This is a genomic window from Roseomonas chloroacetimidivorans (genome assembly GCF_049629625.1).
Classification (GTDB): Bacteria; Pseudomonadota; Alphaproteobacteria; order Acetobacterales; family Acetobacteraceae; genus Roseomonas; species Roseomonas chloroacetimidivorans.
The window spans coordinates 41,256-63,276 of sequence record NZ_JBNBZS010000034.1 but is presented as its reverse complement, the minus strand read 5'-3'; the positions used below and the strand labels follow the sequence as shown (position 1 = coordinate 63,276).

Below are 22,021 nucleotides of genomic sequence, written 5' to 3'. Positions count from 1 at the left end.
TCCCCATCCGACACGAATCTGCTGCCCACCGGCCCCTTTTCCCTTCAGAAGCCCGAAGGGTATGCGGCGAATGCGGGTCTGCCCACAACTCGATGAGTGCGTAACGATAATTCATTGGGTGGCTACCGCCGGCTGCTGACCGCCCGAATTTGCGACCCCGGCAGCCGGGACGGAGTTGGCCTGGTTGCACCGCGGGAACAGGCGACCTCGGCGCAAGTGCTTCGCCAGTCGCTCCATTGACGCGTGGCACGCCGGGGCTGCAGTGGGACCGTCCGGGTTGGCCAAGCACAGCGCAACCTCGCACCCCCACAAGTCCTCCGACCGAGCGGCCCCGCCTGGGATGAGCACAACAGAGACCACCAAGCCCACCAGAAGTGCTTTTGTCATTTCACAAAACCGCTGTGGTGCTTCTGCCCATGACGGTATTGAACCTGCGAGAACTAGGCAACCGGTTTCACGGAGCGCTACCGAAACAAGGACTAAACGCCGGATATCCTAACAGGAACAAAAGAGGATTTTATATTTCACTTATTGAGACGAGGATTGGAACAACGAGAAGTTGGCTTGCGAAGTAGAGAAGCGACATGCTGGCGGGCTTCCTGGCCTCGGGGATATTCCGCCAGGGAGGAGTTGTCGTGTTGTGGCTCGCCAGACCTCAGGGGCGCCGAAGCACGCCGTTGCGCAGCCGAGCGGTTCGGGTTTCCCCGGGCCCAGGGCGACCTGCTTGTGGGACGGGGCGATGGCTGGGATCTGGACACGACAGCTGCAATCAGGACCTGCACGAGGCATCCTGGCACCAGCACGCGGCTCTCCCGCAGGCGCAGGGACAAGCCTGGGCTTCTCTAGGGATGAATCGGCCGCAGCAGCCGTTAACGGCGGGGCGGCTACGCGCCCTCTAGCTGGCCCTGCTCCCGGGAAGATGCCTTTGAGCCTGCGCGATTGCGCGCCTGGGCCGGACGCGCAGCCATCTTCGCACCCGCGCTGAGAGGCAGCTGCAGGAAGTTACGGCTGTTCCGGCGCTCATCCGGGCCGTCACTCAGCGGAGCGGGCCAGAAGCACTCCACCCGCCCCGCCTCGCCGCGGAGCGCAAGAAAGACAATGCGCTTGACCGTCCCGTCTAGCTCTGTCTCTACCGCAAAGCGGAACATCAGCCCCTCTGAGCCGTCGCTTCCAAGGGCTAGAGCGAGCTGCTCGGCCTCGTTCTCCTGCTGGCGCAGGGTCCGCTTGGATGGGTCCTCGGCGTCACCTCGATAGAAGCGAACCGGTACGCCCTCGATCAAGAAGACGAAGTGGTGGGTCTCATCGAGCACCCCGAGCCAAGCGTACCGCCCGCTTTCGGCGGCTCGCGCGAGCTGGTGTTTAGAAAAGGCGTAGGCTCGGCACCCGATCGACCACGCATCGTCGCCGGCCCAGTAGTCCGCTGAGGCGATTGCGTCAGACCGGCCACGCGCCAGGAGGCGGGCTGCAGCCGTCAGGCGCTCCTCAGTCAAGGAGGGGTGAAGCTCCCAGGGCAGGCGGCGCCTGGAAGGGGCCTGAGAAGGCGGGCTCTCATCCGTCATGACGTGATCATAACGGAAAACGGCAGGTATGCCGACAGATCCATCTGCTCCCGACCCGGAAAGCCGGCTTGGCCATGTAAGGTGGGTTGGGCTGAGGTAGCATCAGACCGACCGCCTAGTGACGCGCAGCGCCCTCGAACGAGCGCGCGCGACGATGGCATCGCGTAGACGCACGAACAGGGCGGCCGGTAGCGGGCCGTAGCTCCAGCTCGATCCCGCACCCGTGGCCACAGGCCGCAAGTCAGGGCCGGGCCAAACGAACTGGTTCACCTCCGTCAGCACCGCCCAGCACTGCTCGTCCTGCAAGCCCAAGCGTCGGCGGGTCGAAGCGGGAATCTCCATCCCCTCATCGGGTGCGGCCGGTACGCGCGACGTGATGGGCACGACGATGACGGACGAGACGCCTGCGGCGTCCGTCGTCGTGATCACGACCGCGCACGGACGGTCCTTACGCGCCTCATCGCGGCCTTCACCGACCTCGTGTGTCCAAAGGTAGGCGTAGCGGATGACTTCGCCCGGGACCGGCAGGGCGAGACGATGCGACTCAGGCAATTTCGTCGTCGAAGCGGCGCGACTCTTCGGAGGGCTGAGCGGCAGCGATCGCCTCGATCAGATCGGGCGGCAGTTCCTCCACCATCATCGCCTGGCGGTCGCGGCGGCGCAGCCGCTCGTACTCCTCGACCGAGATCATCACCACGCGCGGACGGCCGCGGCTGGTGACGGCCACGGGCTGGGTGAGCGCCTTGTCCTGGTAGAGCGCGAAGCGGCGCTGCACCTCGGCCGCGGGCACGGCGAGCGGCTCGACCATGGAAATGCTCCTGCTGCTGTCAATCCTGTATAAAGCGCATTACGCAGTAAACTCAAGTTTAGCATGTAATGCACATAACACGAGCTAAAGGAGAGGAGTCGCAAAGCGTCAAACGTCGGTCACGGGGCGCTCAAGGCGACGATAAGCAGTGAGAACAGTCTCACCTAAAGGCGTGAGCTGTGCGCCACCCCCTTTGGCGCCTCCCTTGGCTGCTGCGGCCACGGGCGATGTCGTAGCCGTACGCCGGACCGTCGTGCAGCACCTGCAGGACGAAGAAGCGGGACAGTGCCATCTTGATCGTGCCCGCCTAGTAGGTCTGGTCCGTGAAGTCCGGAGCGGGACGCTGGGCTGCTACAAGGTTCGGCTTGCTGGGCATATCGAGAGACTATACATCGGTGTGCGAGGCATCAAAGGGATCATCCGACTTTGGTGATGGGGGGCGGCCTTGGGTGTGTTGGACCGGCTGGTGTTGAGCGACGCGGCGTGGGAGCGGATGGCGCCGTTGGTCATTGGGCGACCGGATCAGCAAGGGTCTACCGGCCGAGACAACCGCCTGTTCGTCGAGGGCGTGTTGTGGATCGTGCGCACGGGCGCGCCCTGGCGCGATCTTCCCGAGGTCTTCGGCGATTGGAACAGCACCTTCCGCCGCTTCAGCCGCTGGAGCGAGAAGGGCGTCTGGCGGCGCATCTTCGAGGCCATGTCCGACGATGCCGACTTTGAGTATCTGATCGTGGACAGCACCATCATTCGCGCCCATCAGCACGCCGCTGGCGCCAAAAAGGGGGGCCTGAAGATCAGGCCCTGGGACGCTCCCGCGGAGGCCTGAGCACCAAGATCCACCTCGCGGTGCGCGGCCTCGGTGCACCGGTGCGCTTCCTCCTGACGGGCGGGCAGCGAGGCGACTGCCCGCAGGCCTACACACTGATCGACGGCCTGCCCGCAGAGGTCGTCATGGCCGATGCCGCTTACGACGCCGATCCCCTACGAAACGCGATCGCTGCCAAAGGGGCCGTGGCCGTCATCCCGAACAACCCGTCCCGCGCCCGCAAGTACCCGCTTGATCGGCACCTCTACGCCCAGCGCCACCTGATCGAGTGCTGCTTCGCCAAGCTCAAGCAGTTCCGCCGCGTCGCCACGCGATACGAAAAGACCGCAAGAAACTACCTCGCCGTCGTGACCCTCGCAGCCATCGTCCTCTGGTTGAGGTAAGTGTCCACAGAACCTAGCGGACGTCCTGGGGCCAAGGCTGTTCCGAAGCCGACCGTTCTCGGAACAGCCCTGTGTTGGAATCGGGGATTTCGGTCAGGGCTCCGAGCAGTAAACTGTCGCGGAAGGGATTACCCTTCAGACTTGGCCGGTGCGCAGCAGCTGAGTTTGCCGTCGACCTGAACGGGCGGGCAGGGCACCGTCCCATAGGAGCAGAACACGCAGCAGTCGCCCGATTTCGGCCGGAGCAGCGTCCCGCAACTGGTGCAGTCGTAGAAGAACTGGCAGGCGTCGGTCGGCATCGTCTCCGCCTTGGCGGCGCCGCAAGCGGGGCAGGTTATGGTCGATTCCAGAAGCACCGGGCACCTCGTGCGATGTGTAGTTAAGGACGAGCAGGGTGAGCCTGAACGCTAGTCCTGCCAAGGTAAGGCGCCGGCCGGCCGGCCGGAAGCACTCCGCCCCCGGCGCGTAAAGCACGACCACCTGTCATTGCCACCAGAGGCGGAACGCACCGAAAAAATGCTATGTGCGTTTCATGGTATGAAAATATCGCGGCGGCTGTTGGCAGCCATCTCCTTTCAGCCAGCCGCTTCCGGGTGATGCTGTTAGTGGCGTGCCCAGACCCGATCGCCGCCAGGCACGCCGAACAGAACGACCTCGTAGGGTGTGCCGGGTATGTCCATGCCCGGCGAAGAGGGTGGCATCCCCGGAGCGGACAGCCCTTTGGCCCGTGGGCGTTCTGCAAGCAGGCGGTGCACGTCGGCGGCGGGTACATGTCCCTCGACGATATAGCCGCCCACGACGGCCGTGTGACAGGACTGGAGGGTGTCCGGCACGTTGTTGGTCGCCTTGATGCTTTGGAGGTCAGCCACTTCGTGCACGGTGGCCTCAAAGCCTGCTGCGCGCATGTGCTTGACCCAGCCTTCGCAACAGCCGCAGCTCGGATCCTTCCAGACCTCGATCCGGACGGGCTGGACGGCATGGGCGATGCCAACCGGCAGCGCAGCCACAGCGAAGCCCATGCGGAGAATGGACCGCCTGCTGGCAAGGGCGGGAAGGGTGTTGTCGCTCATTGATGGCTCCTCGAGTGGCGTGATCTGTTCCGGCGCTCGGCGCCTCGCGTCTCGTCTTCCCGCTTTCGGGCCACCGGGCTTTGCGGCCTGCCCGATGTTCATGTCCACCGTCCATTCAGAGCTGATCGGGGCCTGTGATCTCTCCGGAGATGGGATTTTCCCTTGTGGGGAGGTCAAGACGGAGGTCGTGGAGATGACCGCGACCAGCCTGCCATCGCTTGACCCTGTAGCGGCTACAGGGTCCATGTAAGAAGCCTAGATGCGCTGACCAAGCGACCGGGAAGGTAGGGAGGCGTCGATGGGAGATGCCGAATCGCAGGACGAAGGCGCCGAGGAGCACGTCTTGGTGCTCCAGCCGGACGACGCCGCCACGCCCCACTCGGCCCCTAAAGAGCACGGTGTCGGCTTTGTACGAATTGCCGCATGCGCCACCCAATGCTGCCTCGCCGACCCGTTAGAGAACGCCAATGCCGTTATGCGGGTCGCAAGCACATGCAGCGAACAGTCAGTAGCGCTTGCTGCTTTCCCTGAACTTGGTCTCACGGGTTACTCAATCGACGACCTCTTCTATCAGGACGTCGTGTTGGATGCCGTTGAGCAGGGCATCGGCCGTATCATCGAAGCTTCGCGCGAGTTAATGCCGGTAATCGTTGTCGGGGCTCCACTCCGGTACAAGGGAAGGCTCTACAACACCGCCGTCATCCTGCATCGCGGCAGGATGCTTGGGGTGGTACCGAAGATACATCTCCCGAATTACCGCGAGTTTTACGAGCGGCGTTACTTCGCGTCCGGAGTTGGGATGGAGGGCTCCACCATTGGTTTTGGAGATCACATTGCGCCCTTTGGTCCGGATCTCCTCTTTGTGGCGGAGGATAGGCCGGGGTTCGTGTTCCATGTTGAGATCTGTGAGGACATGTGGATCCCGGTTCAGCCGAGTGCGGCCGCGGCCCTGGCTGGGGCCACGACGCTTGTGAATCTTTCCGCCAGCAACATCACAGTTGGAAAGGCGGATACCCGGCGGATGCTGTGCCAAGCGCAATCCGCTCGGTGCCGGGCAGCCTACATCTACACCGCGGCCGGTATGGGCGAGTCCACGACCGATCTGGCCTGGGATGGCCAGACGTCAATATTCGAGAATGGGACCTTGCTCGCTGAGACACCGCGTTTTGAAGCCGGAAACCGGATGGCGATGGCGGACATCAATCTCAGCCTCCTGCAGCAGGAGCGTGAGCAGCAGCGGCTCTTTGAGCAGAATCGCATGCGGCATGCGACCGCTGTTTCCAAGTTCCGTCACATCTCGTTTCGTCTCGGCTGAGCCGTTGAACACGGCTGCGCCGGACTCTCGACCGGATTCCGCACATAGGAGCATTGAACTGCGGCCAGTGGCCTGCATCAGGACAAGCGCAGATCCGATTTGGAGGGGGCGAGCGCCTCGATGATACGGCAATCCGCCACGTTGCCGTGACGGCACTGCCCGATGATCGAACCCAGCTCTCGGCGCAGGGCCTGGAGGTCGGCAATCTTCCGGTCCACCTCGCCTAAGTGCTCGCGGGCGATGACGTCCACCGCATCGCAGGAGCGCTCGCGGTCCTCGGCCAAGTCGAGCAGGGCGCGGATCTGTTCCAGCGAGAAGCCGAGGTCCCGGGCCCGCCGGATAAAGCTCAGGCGGCCGAGATGATCCTCGCCGTAGGTCCGGTAGTTTCCGGCGCTGCGGGCGGGCATCGGGAGCAGGCCGACCCGCTCGTACCAGCGGATGGTCTCTACCTTCGTGCCGGTCGCCTTCGCAAGGGCGCCGATGTTCAACGAATTTTCCGAAGCCATTCCCTTGACCCTGTAGCGACTACAGGGTCCATGTAGGGAGCCTTCCGTCCCTGCGCCAACCAGCGGGGGCATGCCTGGAAAGGGAAGGCGATCGATGGCCAACAGCGAAACCACGTCGCCCGGAACGCGGGTGGACCTGCACTACCGGGTCGAGGGCATGGATTGCTCCAGCTGCGCCCTGAAGATCGAGGACGCGGTGGAGCAGCTCGGCGGCGCCGAGGACATCCAGGTCAACTACAAGGCGCAGACCCTGGAGTTCCGGCTGGACGAGGCGACCACGCCGCGGTCGGTCGTCGAGGAGAAGATCCGCAAGCTCGGCTACGGCGTCGCGCCCTTGGCGTGACTGGCAAGGACGGGGTGAAGGCGATGGCTGATGGTGGAACGGCTCAACTGACCCCCGGGTCCAGGTCGGCCCTGCGGTACCACGTGGAGGGTATGGACTGCCCGTCCTGCGCCTCCAAGATCGAGACGGCCGTCGGCCGCTTCGGCGGTGCCGAGGATATCCGGGTCAACTACCACAGCCAGGTCCTGGCCTTCCGGCTGGACGAGGCGGCCACGCCGCGCTCGGCCGTCGAGGAGCAGATCCGCAAGCTCGGCTACGGCGTCGCCCCGGTCGAGGCGCCGCGGGTGGTCGCGGGCGAGCCTGGCGCGGCCGACGACAAACTGGCGCTCGTTCGCCCACGCCAGTCCTGGTGGAAGGGGAAGAAGGCGCGGCTCGCCGCGGCGATCGGCGCCCTTATGGTGGCCGGGTTCGGCGTCTCGCTCGCCGTTCCGGCCCTGGACCACTGGGTCTACCTGCCCGCCGCCTTGCTCGGCCTCGTCTATTTCGGCCGCAAGGCCATCGCCGCGGCGCGCGCTGGGTCGCCCTTCAGCATCGAGATGCTGATGTCGATCGCGACCGTCGGCGCCATCGCCATCGGCGCGACCTCCGAGGCGGCCGTGGTGGTGTTCCTCTTCACCATAGGCGAGCTGCTTGAGAACGTCGCGGCCGGGCGCGCCCGCGCGGGCATCGAGGCGCTCGGCGCCTTGGTGCCGAGGACCGCGCTGCGCATCGAGGACGGCGCGGCACGGGAGGTGCCCGCCGCCAGCCTCAAGGTCGGCGACCTCGTCCTGGTCCGTCCGGGAGACCGTGTTTCGGCCGACGGCGAGGTGGCCGAGGGGGAATCCGAGGTGGACGAGAGCCCGGTGACCGGCGAGTCCGTCCCTGTTCCCAAGGCCGAGGGCGCCCCCGTCTTCGCGGGCAGCATCAACGCCTCCGGCGCGCTGCAGGTCCGCGTGACCCGGCCCGCCTCGGACAACACCATCGCCCGCATCATTCGCCTAGTGGAGGAGGCGCAGGACGCCAAGGCGCCGACCGCCCGCTTCATCGAGCGGTTCTCGGCCATCTACACGCCAATCGCGGTCGCCGTGGCGGCCCTGGTCGCCGTCGCGCCGCCGCTTGTTGTCGGCGCGGACTGGGACACCTGGATCTACCGCGGCCTGGCGCTGCTGCTGGTCGCCTGCCCCTGCGCCCTCGTCCTCTCGACGCCCGCGGCCATTGCCTCCGGCCTCGCCGTCGGCACCCGGCGGGGCCTGCTGGTGAAGGGGGGCGGTGCCCTAGAGACCATCGGCCGGATCCGCACTGTCGCTTTCGACAAGACCGGTACCCTGACCGAGGGCCGCCCGCGCGTCACCGATGTCCTCGCCCTTTCTGGCTCGGAGCGGACCATGCTCGGCCTCGCCGCCGCCGTGGAGAATGGCTCCAGCCATCCCCTTGGCCGCGCCATCCTGGAGCGGGCGGAGGCAGACGGTATCCCGCTGCGCCCGGCCAAGGATGCCCGGGCTATCCCGGGCAAAGCCGTGGAGGCCGTCGTCACCGGTAAGCGCGTGACGGTCGGATCACCCTCTTATTCGGCCGAGCAGGCGTCACTCCCAGGAGACGCAGAAAGGTCGATTGCGGAATGGGAAGGTCAAGGGAAGACGGTGGTCATCGTCTCCGTGGACGGCGCCCATACCGGCCTGATCGCGGTGCGTGACCAGCCGCGGGCTGACGCCGCGGCGGGCATCCGGGCGCTGGACGCCCTGGGCGTCCAATCTGTCATGCTGACGGGCGATAACATTCGGACGGGACAGGCCATAGCCGGGACCCTCGGCCTCAGGGTGCAGGCGGGCCTGCTACCCGAGGATAAGCTGCGCGAGATCGGCGCCCTCAAGGCGCAGGCACCCGTGGCCATGGTAGGCGACGGCATCAACGACGCGCCCGCGCTCGCCGCCGCCTCGGTCGGCATCGCCATGGGCGGCGGGACCGACGTGGCCCTGGAGACTGCTGACGCCGCGCTGCTGAACAGCCGCGTCATGGACGTGGCCGCCCTGGTCGGGCTGTCGCGCGCCACCCTGGCCAACATCCACCAGAACGTGGCCATCGCCCTCGGCCTGAAGGCGGTCTTCCTGGTGACGACGGTGGTCGGCATCACCGGCCTCTGGCCCGCCGTGCTGGCCGACACCGGCGCCACGGTGCTGGTGACCCTCAACGCCCTGCGTCTGCTCGGATACCGCTTCAAGGGCGTGGCCCATGGCTGAGGGGCTGCCCAGAGCGCGTCTCGCCTGGACCTGGAGCGCGGCGACGGCCGCGCTGGCCTTCGCGATGGATCAGGCGACGAAGTGGTGGGTGCTGACCCATCTCATGGATCCGCCCCGCGTCATCCCTGTCACCCCCTTCTTCAACCTCGTGCTGGGATGGAACCGGGGCGTCAGCTTCGGCCTGCTGTCGGCAGACCACCCCGCGACGCCCTGGCTCCTGTCCTGCCTCGCGCTCGCTGTCATCGCGGGCCTCGTCGTCTGGACGACGCGCGACCGGCGCACGGAGATGGCGGCCTCGGTCGGCCTCATCGCCGGAGGCGCCCTGGGCAACGTCGTCGACCGGCTGCGGCACGGCGCCGTGACGGACTTCCTGGACTTCCACGTGGCTGGCTACCACTGGCCGGCCTTCAACCTCGCCGACACCGCGATCTTCGTCGGCGTCGCGTTCCTGCTCCTCGTCGGCGGGCGGAGCGAACCTGCGGGCGCGCCGACTTCCGCGGCGCGACCCTGAGGACGGGACAGCCGTGAACCCGCTCCTCCAGATGTCCGGCCTCCTGACCGCCTTCCTGGCGGGGATGGTCTCGTTCCTCTCGCCCTGTGTGCTGCCGCTGGTGCCCGGCTACGTCTCCTATGTCGCCGGTCGCTCGGTCGCCGCCGATCGCGCTACGCCCGGTCGCCTCGCCACGGTCGGCCTCGGCCTTTGCTTCGTCCTGGGCTTCGCGACTGTCTTCGTGGCGATGGGCGCGGGCGCCTCGGCGCTCAGCCAGGCCCTGCTGCGCTACCGCTACGAGGCCGGGATCGTGGGCGGGGTGGTGGTCATCCTGTTCGGCCTGATGACTGCGGGCGTCCTGCGGCTGATGCCGCTGCAGCGCGACCTTCGCTTCATGCCGACGCTCAGCGGCGGCACGCCGCTCTCCGCCTACGTGCTCGGGCTGGCCTTCGCCTTCGGCTGGACGCCCTGCATTGGGCCGGTTCTCGGCGCCATCCTGGCGCTGACCGCCACCAGCGAGATCAGCCACCTCGGAATTGCGCTCCTGGCCACCTACGCGGCCGGGCTGGGCGTGCCCTTCCTGCTGGTGGCCGCCTTCGCCGACGCCTTCCTGCGCGGCCCGTTCCGAAGCCTGCGGCGCCTCGGCCGCGTTCTTCAGATCGTGGCGGGCGGCGTCATGGTGGCGATGGGGGTGGCGATGATTACCGGCCACCTGACCGACTTCGCCATCCTGATGCTCCAACTCTTCCCCTGGCTCGGGAGCATTGGATGAGCGGCGCAGTGGTTTTCTAAGAAGCGCGCCTAATGCGCTGTCAGCCACACCGCGAAGGATACCACTCCGCCCGGCTGGGTTCAGCGCTTCTCGGCCCTCGTCGGGGGCGCCATTGGCCGAAAGACATCGTGCTCGGTGTCCCAAGGTTGGCTGCTATCGCGGCTTCGGCGACAGCGCGCAACAACAGGGAGAACAGAATGCCGTCTCAGGCGATCGTACAAGGCTTTTACGACGATCAGACCGGAAGCGTCTCCTACGTCGTGGCGGATCCGCAAACAAGGAAATGCGCGGTTATCGACCCCTTGTTGGGCTTCGACCGCAATTCATGCAGCCTTGCGACCCAGCCAGCCGACGAGATTGCTAACTATATCCAGGAGCGCGGATTGATCCCGGAATGGGCGCTCGACACCCACCCACATGCTGACCACCTTTCTGCCGTTGCCTACCTGGGCGAGCGCCTTGGCGTGCCAACAGGTATTGGCGAACAGACCCTCGCAGTTCAGGCGATCTGGTCGGACATCTATAACATCCCCGATCTCCAAGCTCGTGAGCGCGACTATTGGGACCACATGTTTGCAGATGGTCACCGCTTCAATCTTGGCGCCTTGGAAGTGAGGGTGATGTTCTCCCCAGGCCACACCGCGGCCTCGGTCACCTACGTCGTTGGCGACGCCGCATTCGTGCATGACACCCTCTTCATGCCGGATGCGGGCACGGCACGAGCCGACTTCCCTGGCGGTGACGCGCGGGCCTTGTACCGCAGCATCCAGAGCATCCTCGCATTGCCACCGACGACACGCCTCTTCACCGGCCACGATTACCGTCCGGGCGGGCGCGAACCGCGTTGGGAGTCCACCGTAGCGGAGCAGCAGGCAACCAACATTCACCTACGGGACAGCGGTGGAGAGGACGGGTTCGTTCGGCTGCGGGAGGAGCGCGATCGAACGCTTCCTCTGCCAGCGATGATGCTCTTCGCATTGCAAGTGAACCTCCGCGGCGGACGTCTGCCGAAGCCCGAAGCGAATGGCACCTCATACCTGAAGCTGCCGATTGACCGCTTTCGGACGAGCGCTGCCAGGACAGTGGACGCAGAATGACCGGGCGGTTTTGGACGGCCACTCGGAAGCGGCCAGCGATCCCGGCATTGAGCTCACGGTCATCTTGGGCCGTGCATCTGGGTGGCGGTGCTGAGGTCCTTCCAATGTACGGAAGGCGCCCGCCACCTCGTAGCAAGCGACATCTTGATGGCCATGGGCGCCGCGAAGGTCCGCTATTTCAGATCCAGCACCCCATAAACGCATCGGTCCGTTCTTGGCTCGGGAGCACCGGATGAGCGACGACGATGACGACCTGCCCAAGAACCTCGCCCATATCACGCCCGCCTATTGCCGGGCGCTCTGGATCGTGGTCGGCCTCAACGTCGGCTACGGCCTGGTTGAGATGGTTGGCGGCTTCATCTCCGGCAGCCAGGCGCTCAAGGCGGACGCCCTCGACTTCCTCGGCGACGGCCTGATCAGCTTCCTCGGCCTGCTGGCCATCGGCTGGAGCCTCGCCTGGCGCGCCCGCTCCGCCCTCATCCAGGGCCTGTTCCTCGCCGTGCTCGGCTTGGGCGTGCTCGCCACCACCGGCTACCGGGTGCTGGTGCTGAACCAGCCCGAAGCCGGGCTGATGGGCCTCTTCGCCATCGTCGCCCTGGTGGTCAACGTCGCCGCCGCGGCGGTGCTCATCCCGCACCGGGAGGGCGACGCCAACGTCCGGGCCGTCTGGCTGTTCAGCCGCAACGACGCCATCGGCAATCTGGCCGTGGTGGTCGCAGCGGGCCTCGTCTGGTGGACCGGTACGGCCTGGCCGGACCTTGTGGTGGCATTCGTCATTGCCGGCCTCTTCCTGCAATCGGCATGGTCGATCATTCGCGATGCTCAGGCTGACCTAGGTTCAGCGGCCCATGGTGGATAGGATTGCCTTGGCGAGATCTTCCTGTGTGAGATGGGCATGCGGGCCCAGTCTCTCTGATCGATGAGGACAACCCGCGCAGTTACATCAGGATATGCTGCAACGCGTGACAGCCGATTCCGGATCTAGTAGAGCCCCGGGCTGAATGTATGCCGGGCTGACATCGCCAGTTGCTGCTGCCTGCCGTCGCGGGATGGCGGCGCTGTTGTGCGTGTTCATGCTCCTGACGACGATGTGCCCGATGGGCTGCCCGGCTGACCTGTCCCTGGAGACAGGGCTTGGCCGTGCCGGCCAGATTGAGGTGCTGGCATTGAGCGACGGTTCCAACGATCCCCCATTGGAGCCGGACACGCTTCCCTGCCATGCTGCGCACCACGTTTGCAGCAAGGTAACCCCACTGTCGCCTGAGGTCGTCGCTGGTTTTCCAGATGAGACCGGGCGCCAAATCATGCCCACGCCGTTGCCGACACGCGTCCTGCTGTCTGGCGTGTTGGAATTCCCAACAAAGCCACCTCGCGCCTAGCGACCCGTCTCTTTCGTTGGCCGGTTCGGCTGCCCTGAAGGGGCCTGCCACCGGTCCGTAAGCGGTCCGCAACGCTAGGTACTTCCATGAGATTCAAAACTTTCTGGCTGATGGCGTCTCTGGCCGCCATCCCGGCCATGGCACTTGGGCAGGATGCCCGCGCGCCTGCCGGGTCGGTCACGCTCATCTCCCCCCGGCAAGCCGTTGAGGCGGCGCTGACCTTCTCGCCCGCGCTCCGCGGCGCCGGGGCGACCCAGCAAGCAGTGCGCTCCGACGCCCTCCAGGCGCGCCTGCGCCCGAATCCAGAACTTCGCAGCACCTTCGAGAACTTCGGCGGCGTCGGTGGCCGCGGCGAATACCGCGGCGGGCGCGCCCTGGAGACGACGATCGGCATCGCCCAAAGGATCGAGCTCGGCGGCAAGCGGTCGGCGCGGATGGACCTCGCGGCCCGCAGCGGTGAGCTCGCCGACGTCGACTTCGCGGGGGCGAGAATGGATCTGGCGCGGGAGGTGGTGAGCGCGCTCGCCACCGCCGAGGCCGCCTCCCGCCTCGTCGGCGTTGAGCGGGAGCGTGCGCGACTGGCCTCGGAGACGCTTCGGGCCGCCAGGGGGCGGGTCGAGGCAGGGCGGGACGCGCCGCTGCAGGCGGAGAGGGCGGAGGTCGTCCGGGCCACTGCCGAAATCGCGGCTGAGCGGGCGCAGCGGGACCTCGAGATCGCCCTTGCCGACCTCGCCGTGTTCATCGGGGTGCCCCGGGTCGAACTCGCGCCGCGCCAGCCCTGGTTCGACGACGTCGGCCCGGCGCCCGGGCGCCCGACCCCGGCCGACCCGCTCGCCCGCCTTGCCGGAAACCCTGACCTGGCACGCCTCGACGGTGCCGTTGCGCAGCAGCGCTCCAACCTCACCCTCCAGCGTGCCACGGCCGTGCCGGACGTGACCGTCTCGGGAGACGTGCGCCGTTTCGGGGACACCGGGGAGACCGCCTTCGTGGCGGGCGCCTCCATCCCGCTGCCGATCTACGACCGCAACCAGGGCGGAATCGCCAGGGCGCAGGCCGAGCTCCTCCGGGCCGAAGCGGAAGCCGAACGGGGCCGGTCGGCCCTTGCAGCGGCCCTGGTCTCGGCCGAGCAGCGCACAGCCCTGGCCTGGCGGACCGCCCAGAGCCTCCGGCGCACGGCCCTTCCGGCGGCCGAGCAGGCCGCGCGCTCCGCGTCGGGCGGCTTCGCCGAGGGCAAGTTCTCCTTCCTGGAGGTCCTCGACGCCCAGCGCGCCCTCTCCGACGCCCGCGCCCAGCTCGTCGATGCCTACCGCGAATTCCACACCCGCCGCGCCGCCGTCGAGCGCCTGCGCGGCCAGCTCCCTTCCAGCCCGTCCAACGGGAGTGCCCGGTGATGCTCCGCATGACCCTCATGGCCGGTGCCGCCCTCGGCGGTCTGGCTCTTGCCACCGCCTTCCCGGTCATTCCCCAAACCGCCCGGAGCCTCGTTGGCCTGCCGGTGTCATCGGCCGTCGGCGCTGGTCCCACGGGGCCCGCCGCAGCCCCCAAGGGTGGCGGCCATGGCCACGGGCACGGTCACGCCGAGGGGGAGGAGCACGGCGAGGAAGGCCACATCGCCATGACGGCCGAGCAGGTCGAGGCGGCTGGCATCCTGGTTGCCCCGATCCGCGGCGGCGCCCTGGTGAGCCGCACCTCGGTGCCCGGCATCCTCGCCGCGAGCCAGGACCGGCAGGCGCGGGTCACTGCTCGTCTAGGCGGCATCGTGGCCGAGGTCCGGAAGAGCCTGGGCGAGGAAGTCCAGAAGGGTGACGTGATGGCGGTGTTGGAGAGCCGCGAGGTGGCGGACGCCAAGGGTGAGTTCCTCGCCGCCACGCGGAGCGCCGCGCTCGCGGAGACCACCCTCGCTCGCGAGACCCGCCTCTGGCGGCAAAAGATCTCGGCCGAGCAGGAGTTCCTCCAGGCCCGGGCGGCGGCAGAGGAGGCTCGCATCAAGGTCGACCTCGGCCGCGCCAGGCTGGCGGCCTTTGGTCTGTCCGAGGAGGAGATCGCCGCCCTGGCGCGCCAGCCAGCCGCCGCGCTGCGGCGCCTGGAGCTCCGGGCACCCATTGCGGGCCGGGTGACCGCCCGGAACGCGGTCCTGGGGGCGTCAGTTGCCGCCGATGCCGAGGTCTTCTCTGTGGCCGACCTCTCGGTGCTCTGGGTCGAGATGTCCGTCCCGCCACGCGACCTGCCCATGGTTCGCCAGGGCCAGACGGTCATGGTCTCCGGCGAGGGTGACGCGCGCACGGAAGGAAAGGTGGTCTTCCTGAGCCCGGTCCTCGACCAGGAGACGCGTTCCGCCCGCGCCGTGGCGGAGATCCCCAACACCGACGGCAAATGGCAGGCGGGGGGCTTCGTCACCGCCCACCTCGCGACCGCCGAGCAGCCGGTGGACGTGCTGGTGCCCCGCGATGCCGTGCAGGAGGTTGAGGGCAGGAAGGTCGTCTTCGTGCGGAACGATGAGGGGTTCGAGCTGCGCGAGGTCGAGGTCGGGCGCGAGGACGCCACTTCCTATGAGGTCATTTTCGGCCTCGACGAGGGCACCGAGGTCGCGGTGGGCAACGCCTTCGTGCTCCGGGCCGAACTCAGCAAGTCCGAAGCCGGGCACGCGCACTGAGGAGCACCCGGACATGATCGGACCCATCCTCGACTTCTCCGTCCGCAACCGCTGGACCGTGGTGCTGCTGGCGCTCATCGCGGCCGTTATCGGGGCCTGGTCGCTGACCCGGCTGCCCATCGACGCGACCCCGGACATCACCAACAACCAGGCGCAGATCAACACCCTCGCGCCCTCGCTCTCGCCTTACGAGATCGAGAAGCAGGTCACCTTCCCGATCGAGACCGCCCTGGCAGGCATCCCGGGGCTGGAAAGCACGCGCTCCATCTCCCGCAACGGCTTCAGCCAGGTCACCGCGGTGTTCACCGAGAGCACCGACATCTACTTCGCCCGCCAGCAGGTCCTCGAGCGGCTCATCGAGGCCCGGGAAGCCATGCCGGAGGGTGTCGAACCGCGCCTGGGCCCGGTGTCGACCGGCCTGGGCGAGGTCACGATGTGGACGGTCCGCTTCGCCGAGCGGAAGCAGGGTGACATCGTCCCCGATGGCACGCCGGGCTGGCAGGCGGACGGAACCTACCTGACGCCCGAGCGCGAGCGCCTGACCACCGAGGCCGAGCGCGCCACCTACCTTCGCACCGTCCAGGACTGGATCATCCGCCCGCAGCTCCGGAACGTGCCGGGCATCGCGGGGGTGGACGCCATCGGCGGCTACACCAAGCAGTACGTGGTCCAGCCCGACACCGCGCGGCTCATCGGCCTCGGCCTGAGCTTCAGCGACCTGACTTCGGCCGTCGAGCGCAACAACGTCAGCACCGGTGCGGGCTACGTCGAGCGCGGCGGCGAGGGCCTGGTGGTCCGCTCGGGAGGGCGGGTGACCAGCGTCGCCGAATTGGAGCAGGTGGTTGTCGCGACCCGCGAGGGCGTACCGATCCTGCTGCGCGACGTGGCGCGCGTGACGACTGGCCAGGCGCCGCGCACCGGAAGCGCGAGCGGCAATGGCCAGGAGATGGTGGTCGGCACCGCCTTGATGTTGGTCGGCGAGAACAGCCGGACCGTCGCGGCCGCCGTCCACAAGAGGGTGGACGATCTCAAACGCATCCTGCCTCGGGGCATCGAGGCGGCTGTTGTGCTGGACCGCGGCATCCTCGTGGACTCCACCATCCACACGGTGGCCAAGAACCTCGGCGAGGGCGCGCTCCTCGTCGTGGCCATCCTGTTCCTGATGCTGGGCAACATCCGGGCGGCCGTCATCACCGCCCTGGCTATCCCGGTGACCATGCTGCTCACCGCCTTCGGCATGGTCCGGGGCGGCATCTCGGCCAACCTGATGAGCCTGGGCGCCCTCGACTTCGGCCTCATCGTGGACGGCGCCGTCATCATCACCGAGAACAGCCTGCGGCACCTGGCCGAGCGCCAGCACGAGAAGGGCCGCGGCCTCACGCTGGAGGAGCGGCTCCGGACCGTCGCCGAGAGCGCGAAGGAGATGATCCGGCCCTCGCTCTACGGCCAGGCCATCATCATCCTCGTCTACGCTCCGCTCCTCACCTTCACAGGCGTCGAGGGCAAGATGTTCATGCCCATGGCGCTGACCGTCATCATCGCCCTGGCCTTCGCCTTCGTGCTCTCCCTGACCCTGGTGCCTGCGCTGATTGCCATCTGGATCACGGGCCGAGTGCAGGAGAAGGACGTCTGGATCGTCCGGGGCATGAAGCGGCTCTATGCGCCCGCCATCGGCTGGGCGCTGCGCGCGCCGGTCCTCGTCATCACGGTGGGTGCCCTGCTGTTCGTGGGCTCCCTCAGCCTGTTCTCGCGGCTCGGGCAGGAGTTCATCCCGACACTGGACGAGGGCAATGTCGCCATGCATGCCATGCGCATCCCCAGCACCTCGCTGCAGCAGTCGCAGGCCATGCAGTCCGTGTTGGAGCGTCGCATCTCGCGGCTGCCGGAGGTGCAGGTCATCTACTCCAAGACCGGTACGGCCGACGTGGCGTCGGACCCGATGCCGCCCAACGTCTCGGACACCTTCATCATCCTCAAGCCCCGCGCCGAGTGGCCGGATCCGTCCCTGCCGAAGGACGAGGTGGTCCGCCGCATCGAGCGGTCGGTCGCGGGCATCCCCGGCAACGCATTTGAGTTCACCCAGCCCATCCAGATGCGCTTCAACGAGCTGCTGGCGGGCGTGCGCGGTGACCTGGCCGTGAAGGTGTTCGGTGACGAGTACGGCCCGATGCTTCAGGCCGCCGGGCAGATTTCTCAGATCCTGAACGGCATAGAGGGCGCGGAGGACGTGAAGGTGGAGCAGGCGACCGGCCTGCCCTTCCTGGAGATCACGGTGAACCGGGCCGAGGTCGCCCGGCGCGGGCTCAGCGTCGCCGACGTGCAGGCCGTGATTTCGACCGCGGTCGGGGGCCGCGAGGCCGGGATGGTCTACGAGGGCGACCGGCGCTTCGCCATCGTGGTTCGCCTGCCTGAAGCCCAACGCGGCAACTTCGAAACCCTCCGAAGCCTGCCGGTGCCGCTGCCGCCCGTGGCGGGGCGTCCCGCGGCGTCGGTGCCCCTGCAGCAGCTGGCGACGCTCCGGGTGGTTGAGGGCCCGAACCAGATCAGCCGCGAGCAGGGGCGGCGCCGCGTCGTGGTCCAGGCGAACGCCCGCGGGCGGGATATCGGCTCCATTGTCGCCGAGGCGCAGGCGCGGGTGGAGCGCGAGGTGCAGCTGCCGCCCGGTTATACCATCACCTGGGGCGGCCAGTTCGAGAACCTGGCCAAGGCCCGGGAACGGCTGAGTGTCGTGGTGCCCGCCTGCTTCCTGCTGATCATCGTCCTGCTCTACGCGGCCCTCGGTTCCGTGCGGGACGCCATCCTGGTGTTCACCGGCGTGCCGCTCGCCCTCTCAGGTGGGCTGCTGGCCCTCTGGCTTCGCGACATGCCCTTCTCGGTTCCGGCCGCAGTCGGCTTCATCGCCCTGTCCGGCGTCGCGGTGCTGAACGGGTTGGTGATGGCGACGTCCATCCGGGGCCTGATGGAGCAGGGTCATCTGTCCCTGCGGGACGCGGTGTTCCAGGGCGCCATGACCCGGCTCCGGCCGGTGGCCATGACGGCGCTCGTCGCGTCGCTGGGCTTCGTCCCCATGGCTATCGCGACTGGCGCCGGTGCCGAGGTCCAGAAGCCGTTGGCGACCGTCGTCATCGGCGGGCTGATCAGCGCGACGCTGCTCACCCTGCTGGTGCTGCCCGCCCTCTACGTCCGCTTCGGCCGCGTCCACGCGCCCGCGGCGAGCGAAGGAATCCCGGCCGGGGCACGACCCGCCCCAGCCGAGTGACCGAAACCCCGGGGAGCGGCCGCATGCAGGACGTCGTCGGAATTCACGCCGAACTCCTGTCCGCGGAGCGCACGCTCACCGTCCACCTCTATGACGAGGCTGGGAAGCCGGTTCCTGCGGCCGGGTACACGGCCTCGGCCCTGGTCGGGTCCGGCCAGTCACGCCAGGTCGTCCAGCTCACCCCGGGAGCGGAGAACACGCTGACCGGCACGGCGTCGAGCCCTGTCACCCGGGGGACGCCGATCACGCTGCAGATCAAGAACCCGGGCGGCCGTAGCGGGCAGGCGAGGTTCTGAGACGTTCCCCCGCGGTCGTCGGTGCCCCGTGCGGGCATCGGCGGCCGCAGGGGCACGCGCCGGTGCGGGCGGCTAGCCGTCCCCCTTAACCCGATGAGGTGGTCCCATGACCCTGAAATCCTTTCTCGCCGTCGGCGCCTTGTGGATCGCTTCGGTCCAGGGTGCCTCGGCCCAGGCGCCTGCGGCCCCGCAGGAATACGACGTCCCGTTCGCGCCGGTGCACAGCGTACCGCTCACCCAGTCGCTTCCGCGCTTGGTCGCCGAGGGCTGGCAGATTGCGGCGGTGTCCTACAGCACCCGGACCTTCGCCTACCACCTGGTCAAGGATGGTGCGTTGGCCCTCTGCCTTTCGGAACTGGGAAGGCAGCCTCCTGGGAGCGAGTGCATCCAAATCCATCCAAATCCTTGATGGAGCGGCACCGGGCGTCAGCCCACCGCCTCGTTAATGCTGAATAGGCCGGACCACCATTTATGAGCCGCTACGGCATTGTTGACGTGCTTCAGGCAGCCACAAGGGGCTGATCCGAACCATTCTTCGTTCGCGGCTCCATGGCGGACGCCACGGCGCAAGCCAAGTCCGCGCCGCTGCTCTCCCGTCTCTCCACGGAGGGCGCCGGAATGTCCCGGCACCCGGTTCGCCCATGTCACGGGCTCCTCGTTCGTTGATCAGCCGCTCAATTCAGCGCGCCGCGGCGTGGTCGCGGTCAGGCCCCCGACCGCAGCCACGCTAATACCAGTCGCCTTGGTTGCTGACTCGGATGTGATCCCACCCGTGCTGCGGATGTGATTCGCTCCTTCCGGCGGTTGGTTCGGGAGGTTGGGATGGCCTTGGCGATCACGCGGCAGGATCTATCGGCTGCCGAACTCCGGAGGTCAGCGGCCCGGAGCCGTGATGCAGACGCGGCGCGCCGGATGCTGGCGATCGCGCTGGTGCTGGAGGGGCACTCGCGCGAAGAAGCGGCCAAGAGTTGTGGCATGGACCGTCAGACGCTTCGCGACTGGGTGCACCGCTACAACGCCGAGGGGACAGCCGGGCTGATGAACCGCCGTGCTCCGGGCCCGGCTCCACGGCTCTCAAGCGAGCAGGAGGCTCTGGTCGCCCGCTGGGTCGAGGAAGGGCCGGAACTGGAGCGCGATGGCGTCGTGCGCTGGCGCTGCCGCGATCTGCAGGAGCGGATCAGGAGCGAGTTCCGGGTCAGCCTGCATGAGCGCACGGTTGGCAAGCTCCTGACCAGGCTGCGCTTCCGCCGCCTGTCGGTCCGGCCACAGCACCCGCAGAGCGACCCGGCCGCGCAAGCGGCCTTTAGGGGGGCTTCACTGATCGGGTGAAGGAGGCCGTCAGCGAGGTCGCCCCCGGCACACCCCTTGAGGTCTGGTTCATGGACGAGGCCCGTGTCGGCCAGCAGGGCACGCTGACACGGATATGGGCGAAGCGGGGCACGCGCCCACGTGCCGTGCGCGATCACCGCTATACCTGGGCCTGGCTCTTCGGTGCAGTCTGTCCCGAGCGCGCCGTCGGGGCCGCTGTCGTGCTGCCGGACGTCAATGTGGAGGCCATGAACATCCACCTGGCCGAGATCAGCCGCTGCGTGAGCAAGGGCGCGCACGCCGTTCTCGTGCTCGACGGCGCAGGCTGGCACACCTCACCCAGGCTGCACCTGCCCGAGAACATCAGCCTGCTGCCGCTGCCGCGCTACGCACCGGAGTTGAACCCGTTGGAGAACGTCTGGGAGTTCCTACGCCAGAACCTGCTCAGCCATCGCGTGTGGGAAAGCTACGACGCCATTGTCGACGCATGCTGTCACGCCTGGTCCACGCTGATGAGCACGCCCGAGCAGATCGCCTCCATCACACGCCGCCCCTGGGCGCAGGTCAAAACCTGAGGCGGTTGGTATAAGGTGTTTTATGATACCGCAACATGAAAGTAGTTTGGGGCTAGCATCAAAGCTCGAGGTTTGGCACTGGCGAGATGCTGGCCACCTTGGTGAGTGTGTTGGTGCTAGCTCGGCGCTTATCTCCTCGCCGCCCGCGATGTGGCACCTGCATGGACAGTCTGAGTTACGAGCGCCTTCAATTCGCACTGATTCGAGGCTAAGGTGTTGTGATGTCCTCCCGCCTCGCCAGGCTGGTTATTGCTGTCATCACGATTTGCGCCCTGCTCGGCGCAGGTCTGGTGCAGAACCTGCCGTCCGCGAAGGCGGACGGTATGCGTATGGCCATGATGACTGACCAAGGCGGCGGGAATGATGCCGCGACGCCGTGTCACGACACTTCAGCGCCTCCTTGCAACGACCAGGTCCCTGGCTGCGTGGTTGATCTAGGTTGTATCTTTACGGTCGCTCTTCCTGCGCTGCCTATGCGCATGGCCGAGCGTCTTGTCTGGGACCGGATTTCATACTGGAGTGCGTCCGGCCTTCCTGAGGGCATCACGCCCGAGCCCTTCATCGGCCCTCCCATCCACTTCGTCTGAGCCGCATGCCCCTCGGGGCAATCGCGATTCACTCTCGCTCTTCCGCGCGTCCGTTTGCCTGTGGCCAATGCCTCAGCGTTCTGGTTGCCATCGGAAGCGAGCGGGATTCCTCCAGACGAACTCAGCCGCTCGCCAATAGGTGCGGGCGGCCCATGGAATGGGATTCAACGGTGTTTTCCACGTTCTTGCGCGCCGTCGTGCTCGGCACCGGCACTGCCCTCGCGGCCACTTTCCTCGCCCCCGGCGCCTTCGCCGCCGCTAACGATTACCGCTTCGAGCTCGCCAACGCCCGGGCCGCTGGCCCTGGCAAGACGGATGTCACTGTCCGCCTCGTCCGAGTGTCGGACGGTAGGCCGGTGCCGGACGCTGTCATCTTCCAGACCAAGGCTGACATGGCGCCCGCGGGCATGCCCACCATGACGGGCAACGTCGCCCCGCAGGCGGGCCAGCAGCCGGGCACCTACCGGTTCCAGGTCGACACAGGCATGGCCGGAAATTGGGCGCTCACATTGAGCGCCAAGGTCCAGGGCGAGCCGGAAACGGTGCGCGCCACGGTCACCTTCAGCGCGGCTCGATGAG

Annotated in this window: 23 protein-coding genes; 17 read left to right on the top strand and 6 right to left on the bottom strand. The window is 67.3% G+C overall.

What is annotated here, in order from left to right; all coding sequences use genetic code 11:
• Positions 1-884: 884 nt before the first annotated feature.
• The 3 genes from ACO1BU_RS22150 to ACO1BU_RS22140 all read right to left on the bottom strand — a co-directional run bounded on the left by ACO1BU_RS22150 (position 885) and on the right by ACO1BU_RS22140 (position 2,367).
• Positions 885-1,490: a hypothetical protein gene (locus ACO1BU_RS22150; RefSeq protein WP_424138143.1), complete on the bottom strand. Its 606-nt coding sequence runs from the start codon at positions 1,488-1,490 to the stop codon at positions 885-887.
• Between the two features lie 171 nt (positions 1,491-1,661).
• A complete protein-coding gene (locus tag ACO1BU_RS22145; RefSeq protein WP_424138142.1) occupies positions 1,662-2,111 on the bottom strand; it encodes a type II toxin-antitoxin system PemK/MazF family toxin in 450 nt (149 codons plus the stop codon).
• A complete protein-coding gene (locus ACO1BU_RS22140) occupies positions 2,104-2,367 on the bottom strand; it encodes a type II toxin-antitoxin system prevent-host-death family antitoxin (protein WP_424138141.1) in 264 nt (87 codons plus the stop codon). The genes ACO1BU_RS22145 and ACO1BU_RS22140 overlap by 8 nt, the downstream gene beginning before the upstream one ends.
• 445 nt (positions 2,368-2,812) lie before the next feature.
• Here ACO1BU_RS22140 and ACO1BU_RS22135 point away from each other — a divergent pair.
• A protein-coding gene (locus tag ACO1BU_RS22135; protein WP_424138140.1) for an IS5 family transposase occupies positions 2,813-3,576 on the top strand; the annotation gives its coding sequence in 2 pieces (ribosomal slippage) (positions 2,813-3,154 and positions 3,157-3,576; 762 coding nt in all).
• 128 nt (positions 3,577-3,704) lie between these two features.
• Here the strand turns inward: ACO1BU_RS22135 and ACO1BU_RS22130 are convergent.
• Complete coding sequence (locus ACO1BU_RS22130) at positions 3,705-3,932, bottom strand: GDCCVxC domain-containing (seleno)protein (RefSeq protein WP_424138139.1); 228 nt, start codon at positions 3,930-3,932, stop codon at positions 3,705-3,707.
• Between the two features lie 246 nt (positions 3,933-4,178).
• Complete coding sequence (locus tag ACO1BU_RS22125; RefSeq protein WP_424138138.1) at positions 4,179-4,646, bottom strand: DUF411 domain-containing protein; 468 nt, start codon at positions 4,644-4,646, stop codon at positions 4,179-4,181.
• Between the two features lie 298 nt (positions 4,647-4,944).
• Here ACO1BU_RS22125 and ACO1BU_RS22120 point away from each other — a divergent pair, with 298 nt between their 5' ends.
• A complete protein-coding gene (locus ACO1BU_RS22120; RefSeq protein ID WP_424138137.1) occupies positions 4,945-5,961 on the top strand; it encodes a nitrilase-related carbon-nitrogen hydrolase in 1,017 nt (338 codons plus the stop codon).
• Positions 5,962-6,038: 77 nt separating this feature from the next.
• On the opposite strand, the gene ACO1BU_RS22115 is transcribed toward ACO1BU_RS22120, so the two are convergent.
• Positions 6,039-6,467 (bottom strand): MerR family transcriptional regulator, encoded by a 429-nt coding sequence (locus ACO1BU_RS22115; RefSeq protein ID WP_424138136.1) that lies wholly within the window; start codon positions 6,465-6,467, stop codon positions 6,039-6,041.
• A gap of 94 nt (positions 6,468-6,561) precedes the next feature.
• Here ACO1BU_RS22115 and ACO1BU_RS22110 point away from each other — a divergent pair, with 94 nt between their 5' ends.
• The 15 genes from ACO1BU_RS22110 (at position 6,562) to ACO1BU_RS22040 (ending at position 22,020) form a co-directional block, all read left to right on the top strand.
• Complete coding sequence (locus ACO1BU_RS22110) at positions 6,562-6,810, top strand: heavy-metal-associated domain-containing protein (RefSeq protein WP_424138135.1); 249 nt, start codon at positions 6,562-6,564, stop codon at positions 6,808-6,810.
• A 92-nt stretch (positions 6,811-6,902) separates the two neighbouring features.
• Positions 6,903-9,026, top strand: coding sequence for a heavy metal translocating P-type ATPase (locus tag ACO1BU_RS22105; RefSeq protein ID WP_424138134.1), 2,124 nt, complete (start codon positions 6,903-6,905; stop codon positions 9,024-9,026).
• Positions 9,019-9,537, top strand: coding sequence for a signal peptidase II (lspA, locus tag ACO1BU_RS22100; RefSeq protein ID WP_424138133.1), 519 nt, complete (start codon positions 9,019-9,021; stop codon positions 9,535-9,537). Before ACO1BU_RS22105 ends, lspA begins: the two co-directional genes overlap by 8 nt.
• A gap of 13 nt (positions 9,538-9,550) precedes the next feature.
• Positions 9,551-10,288, top strand: coding sequence for a cytochrome c biogenesis CcdA family protein (locus ACO1BU_RS22095; RefSeq protein WP_481133231.1), 738 nt, complete (start codon positions 9,551-9,553; stop codon positions 10,286-10,288).
• A 197-nt stretch (positions 10,289-10,485) separates the two neighbouring features.
• Positions 10,486-11,385, top strand: a complete 900-nt coding sequence (locus tag ACO1BU_RS22090; protein ID WP_424138132.1) for an MBL fold metallo-hydrolase — start codon at positions 10,486-10,488, stop codon at positions 11,383-11,385.
• 232 nt (positions 11,386-11,617) lie between these two features.
• Positions 11,618-12,244, top strand: coding sequence for a cation diffusion facilitator family transporter (locus ACO1BU_RS22085; RefSeq protein WP_424138131.1), 627 nt, complete (start codon positions 11,618-11,620; stop codon positions 12,242-12,244).
• A 190-nt stretch (positions 12,245-12,434) separates the two neighbouring features.
• The gene (locus tag ACO1BU_RS22080; protein ID WP_424138130.1) at positions 12,435-12,764 is read left to right on the top strand and encodes a hypothetical protein; all 330 of its coding nucleotides are present in this window, start codon (positions 12,435-12,437) and stop codon (positions 12,762-12,764) included.
• 86 nt (positions 12,765-12,850) lie between these two features.
• Complete coding sequence (locus ACO1BU_RS22075) at positions 12,851-14,155, top strand: TolC family protein (protein WP_424138129.1); 1,305 nt, start codon at positions 12,851-12,853, stop codon at positions 14,153-14,155.
• Positions 14,155-15,417 (top strand): efflux RND transporter periplasmic adaptor subunit, encoded by a 1,263-nt coding sequence (locus ACO1BU_RS22070; RefSeq protein WP_424138128.1) that lies wholly within the window; start codon positions 14,155-14,157, stop codon positions 15,415-15,417. Before ACO1BU_RS22075 ends, ACO1BU_RS22070 begins: the two co-directional genes overlap by 1 nt.
• Positions 15,418-15,430: 13 nt before the next feature.
• Positions 15,431-18,676, top strand: a complete 3,246-nt coding sequence (locus ACO1BU_RS22065) for an efflux RND transporter permease subunit (RefSeq protein ID WP_424138127.1) — start codon at positions 15,431-15,433, stop codon at positions 18,674-18,676.
• A 23-nt stretch (positions 18,677-18,699) separates the two neighbouring features.
• Positions 18,700-18,972, top strand: coding sequence for a hypothetical protein (locus ACO1BU_RS22060; RefSeq protein ID WP_424138126.1), 273 nt, complete (start codon positions 18,700-18,702; stop codon positions 18,970-18,972).
• Between the two features lie 106 nt (positions 18,973-19,078).
• Entirely contained in the window at positions 19,079-19,381 is a 303-nt protein-coding gene (locus ACO1BU_RS22055; RefSeq protein ID WP_424138125.1) for a hypothetical protein, read from the top strand.
• Positions 19,382-19,794: 413 nt separating this feature from the next.
• Positions 19,795-20,855, top strand: a protein-coding gene (locus ACO1BU_RS22050) for an IS630 family transposase (protein ID WP_424138124.1) whose coding sequence is annotated in 2 segments (ribosomal slippage) — positions 19,795-20,281 and positions 20,281-20,855 — 1,062 coding nt in all. Because the reading frame shifts where the segments join, the coding sequence is not laid out codon by codon here.
• Positions 20,856-21,076: 221 nt separating this feature from the next.
• On the top strand, positions 21,077-21,442 hold the full coding sequence (locus ACO1BU_RS22045; protein WP_424138123.1) for a hypothetical protein: 366 nt from the start codon (positions 21,077-21,079) through the stop codon (positions 21,440-21,442).
• Positions 21,443-21,612: 170 nt separating this feature from the next.
• Positions 21,613-22,020, top strand: a complete 408-nt coding sequence (locus tag ACO1BU_RS22040) for a FixH family protein (RefSeq protein WP_424138122.1) — start codon at positions 21,613-21,615, stop codon at positions 22,018-22,020.
• Position 22,021: the final 1 nt, after the last annotated feature.

Bases quoted from the DNA above. Each gene is read 5' to 3' on its own strand.
- ACO1BU_RS22055 (WP_424138125.1), top strand. From the start codon at position 19,079: ATGACCCTGAAATCCTTTCTCGCCGTCGGCGCCTTGTGGATCGCTTCG.
- ACO1BU_RS22090 (WP_424138132.1), top strand. From the start codon at position 10,486: ATGCCGTCTCAGGCGATCGTACAAGGCTTTTACGACGATCAGACCGGA.
- ACO1BU_RS22085 (WP_424138131.1), top strand. From the start codon at position 11,618: ATGAGCGACGACGATGACGACCTGCCCAAGAACCTCGCCCATATCACG.
- ACO1BU_RS22060 (WP_424138126.1), top strand. From the start codon at position 18,700: ATGCAGGACGTCGTCGGAATTCACGCCGAACTCCTGTCCGCGGAGCGC.
- ACO1BU_RS22140 (WP_424138141.1), bottom strand. From the start codon at position 2,367: ATGGTCGAGCCGCTCGCCGTGCCCGCGGCCGAGGTGCAGCGCCGCTTC.
- ACO1BU_RS22110 (WP_424138135.1), top strand. From the start codon at position 6,562: ATGGCCAACAGCGAAACCACGTCGCCCGGAACGCGGGTGGACCTGCAC.
- ACO1BU_RS22075 (WP_424138129.1), top strand. From the start codon at position 12,851: ATGAGATTCAAAACTTTCTGGCTGATGGCGTCTCTGGCCGCCATCCCG.
- ACO1BU_RS22080 (WP_424138130.1), top strand. From the start codon at position 12,435: ATGGCGGCGCTGTTGTGCGTGTTCATGCTCCTGACGACGATGTGCCCG.
- ACO1BU_RS22070 (WP_424138128.1), top strand. From the start codon at position 14,155: ATGCTCCGCATGACCCTCATGGCCGGTGCCGCCCTCGGCGGTCTGGCT.
- ACO1BU_RS22105 (WP_424138134.1), top strand. From the start codon at position 6,903: ATGGACTGCCCGTCCTGCGCCTCCAAGATCGAGACGGCCGTCGGCCGC.
- ACO1BU_RS22125 (WP_424138138.1), bottom strand. From the start codon at position 4,646: ATGAGCGACAACACCCTTCCCGCCCTTGCCAGCAGGCGGTCCATTCTC.
- ACO1BU_RS22045 (WP_424138123.1), top strand. From the start codon at position 21,077: ATGTCCTCCCGCCTCGCCAGGCTGGTTATTGCTGTCATCACGATTTGC.
- ACO1BU_RS22120 (WP_424138137.1), top strand. From the start codon at position 4,945: ATGGGAGATGCCGAATCGCAGGACGAAGGCGCCGAGGAGCACGTCTTG.
- ACO1BU_RS22115 (WP_424138136.1), bottom strand. From the start codon at position 6,467: ATGGCTTCGGAAAATTCGTTGAACATCGGCGCCCTTGCGAAGGCGACC.
- ACO1BU_RS22065 (WP_424138127.1), top strand. From the start codon at position 15,431: ATGATCGGACCCATCCTCGACTTCTCCGTCCGCAACCGCTGGACCGTG.
- lspA (WP_424138133.1), top strand. From the start codon at position 9,019: ATGGCTGAGGGGCTGCCCAGAGCGCGTCTCGCCTGGACCTGGAGCGCG.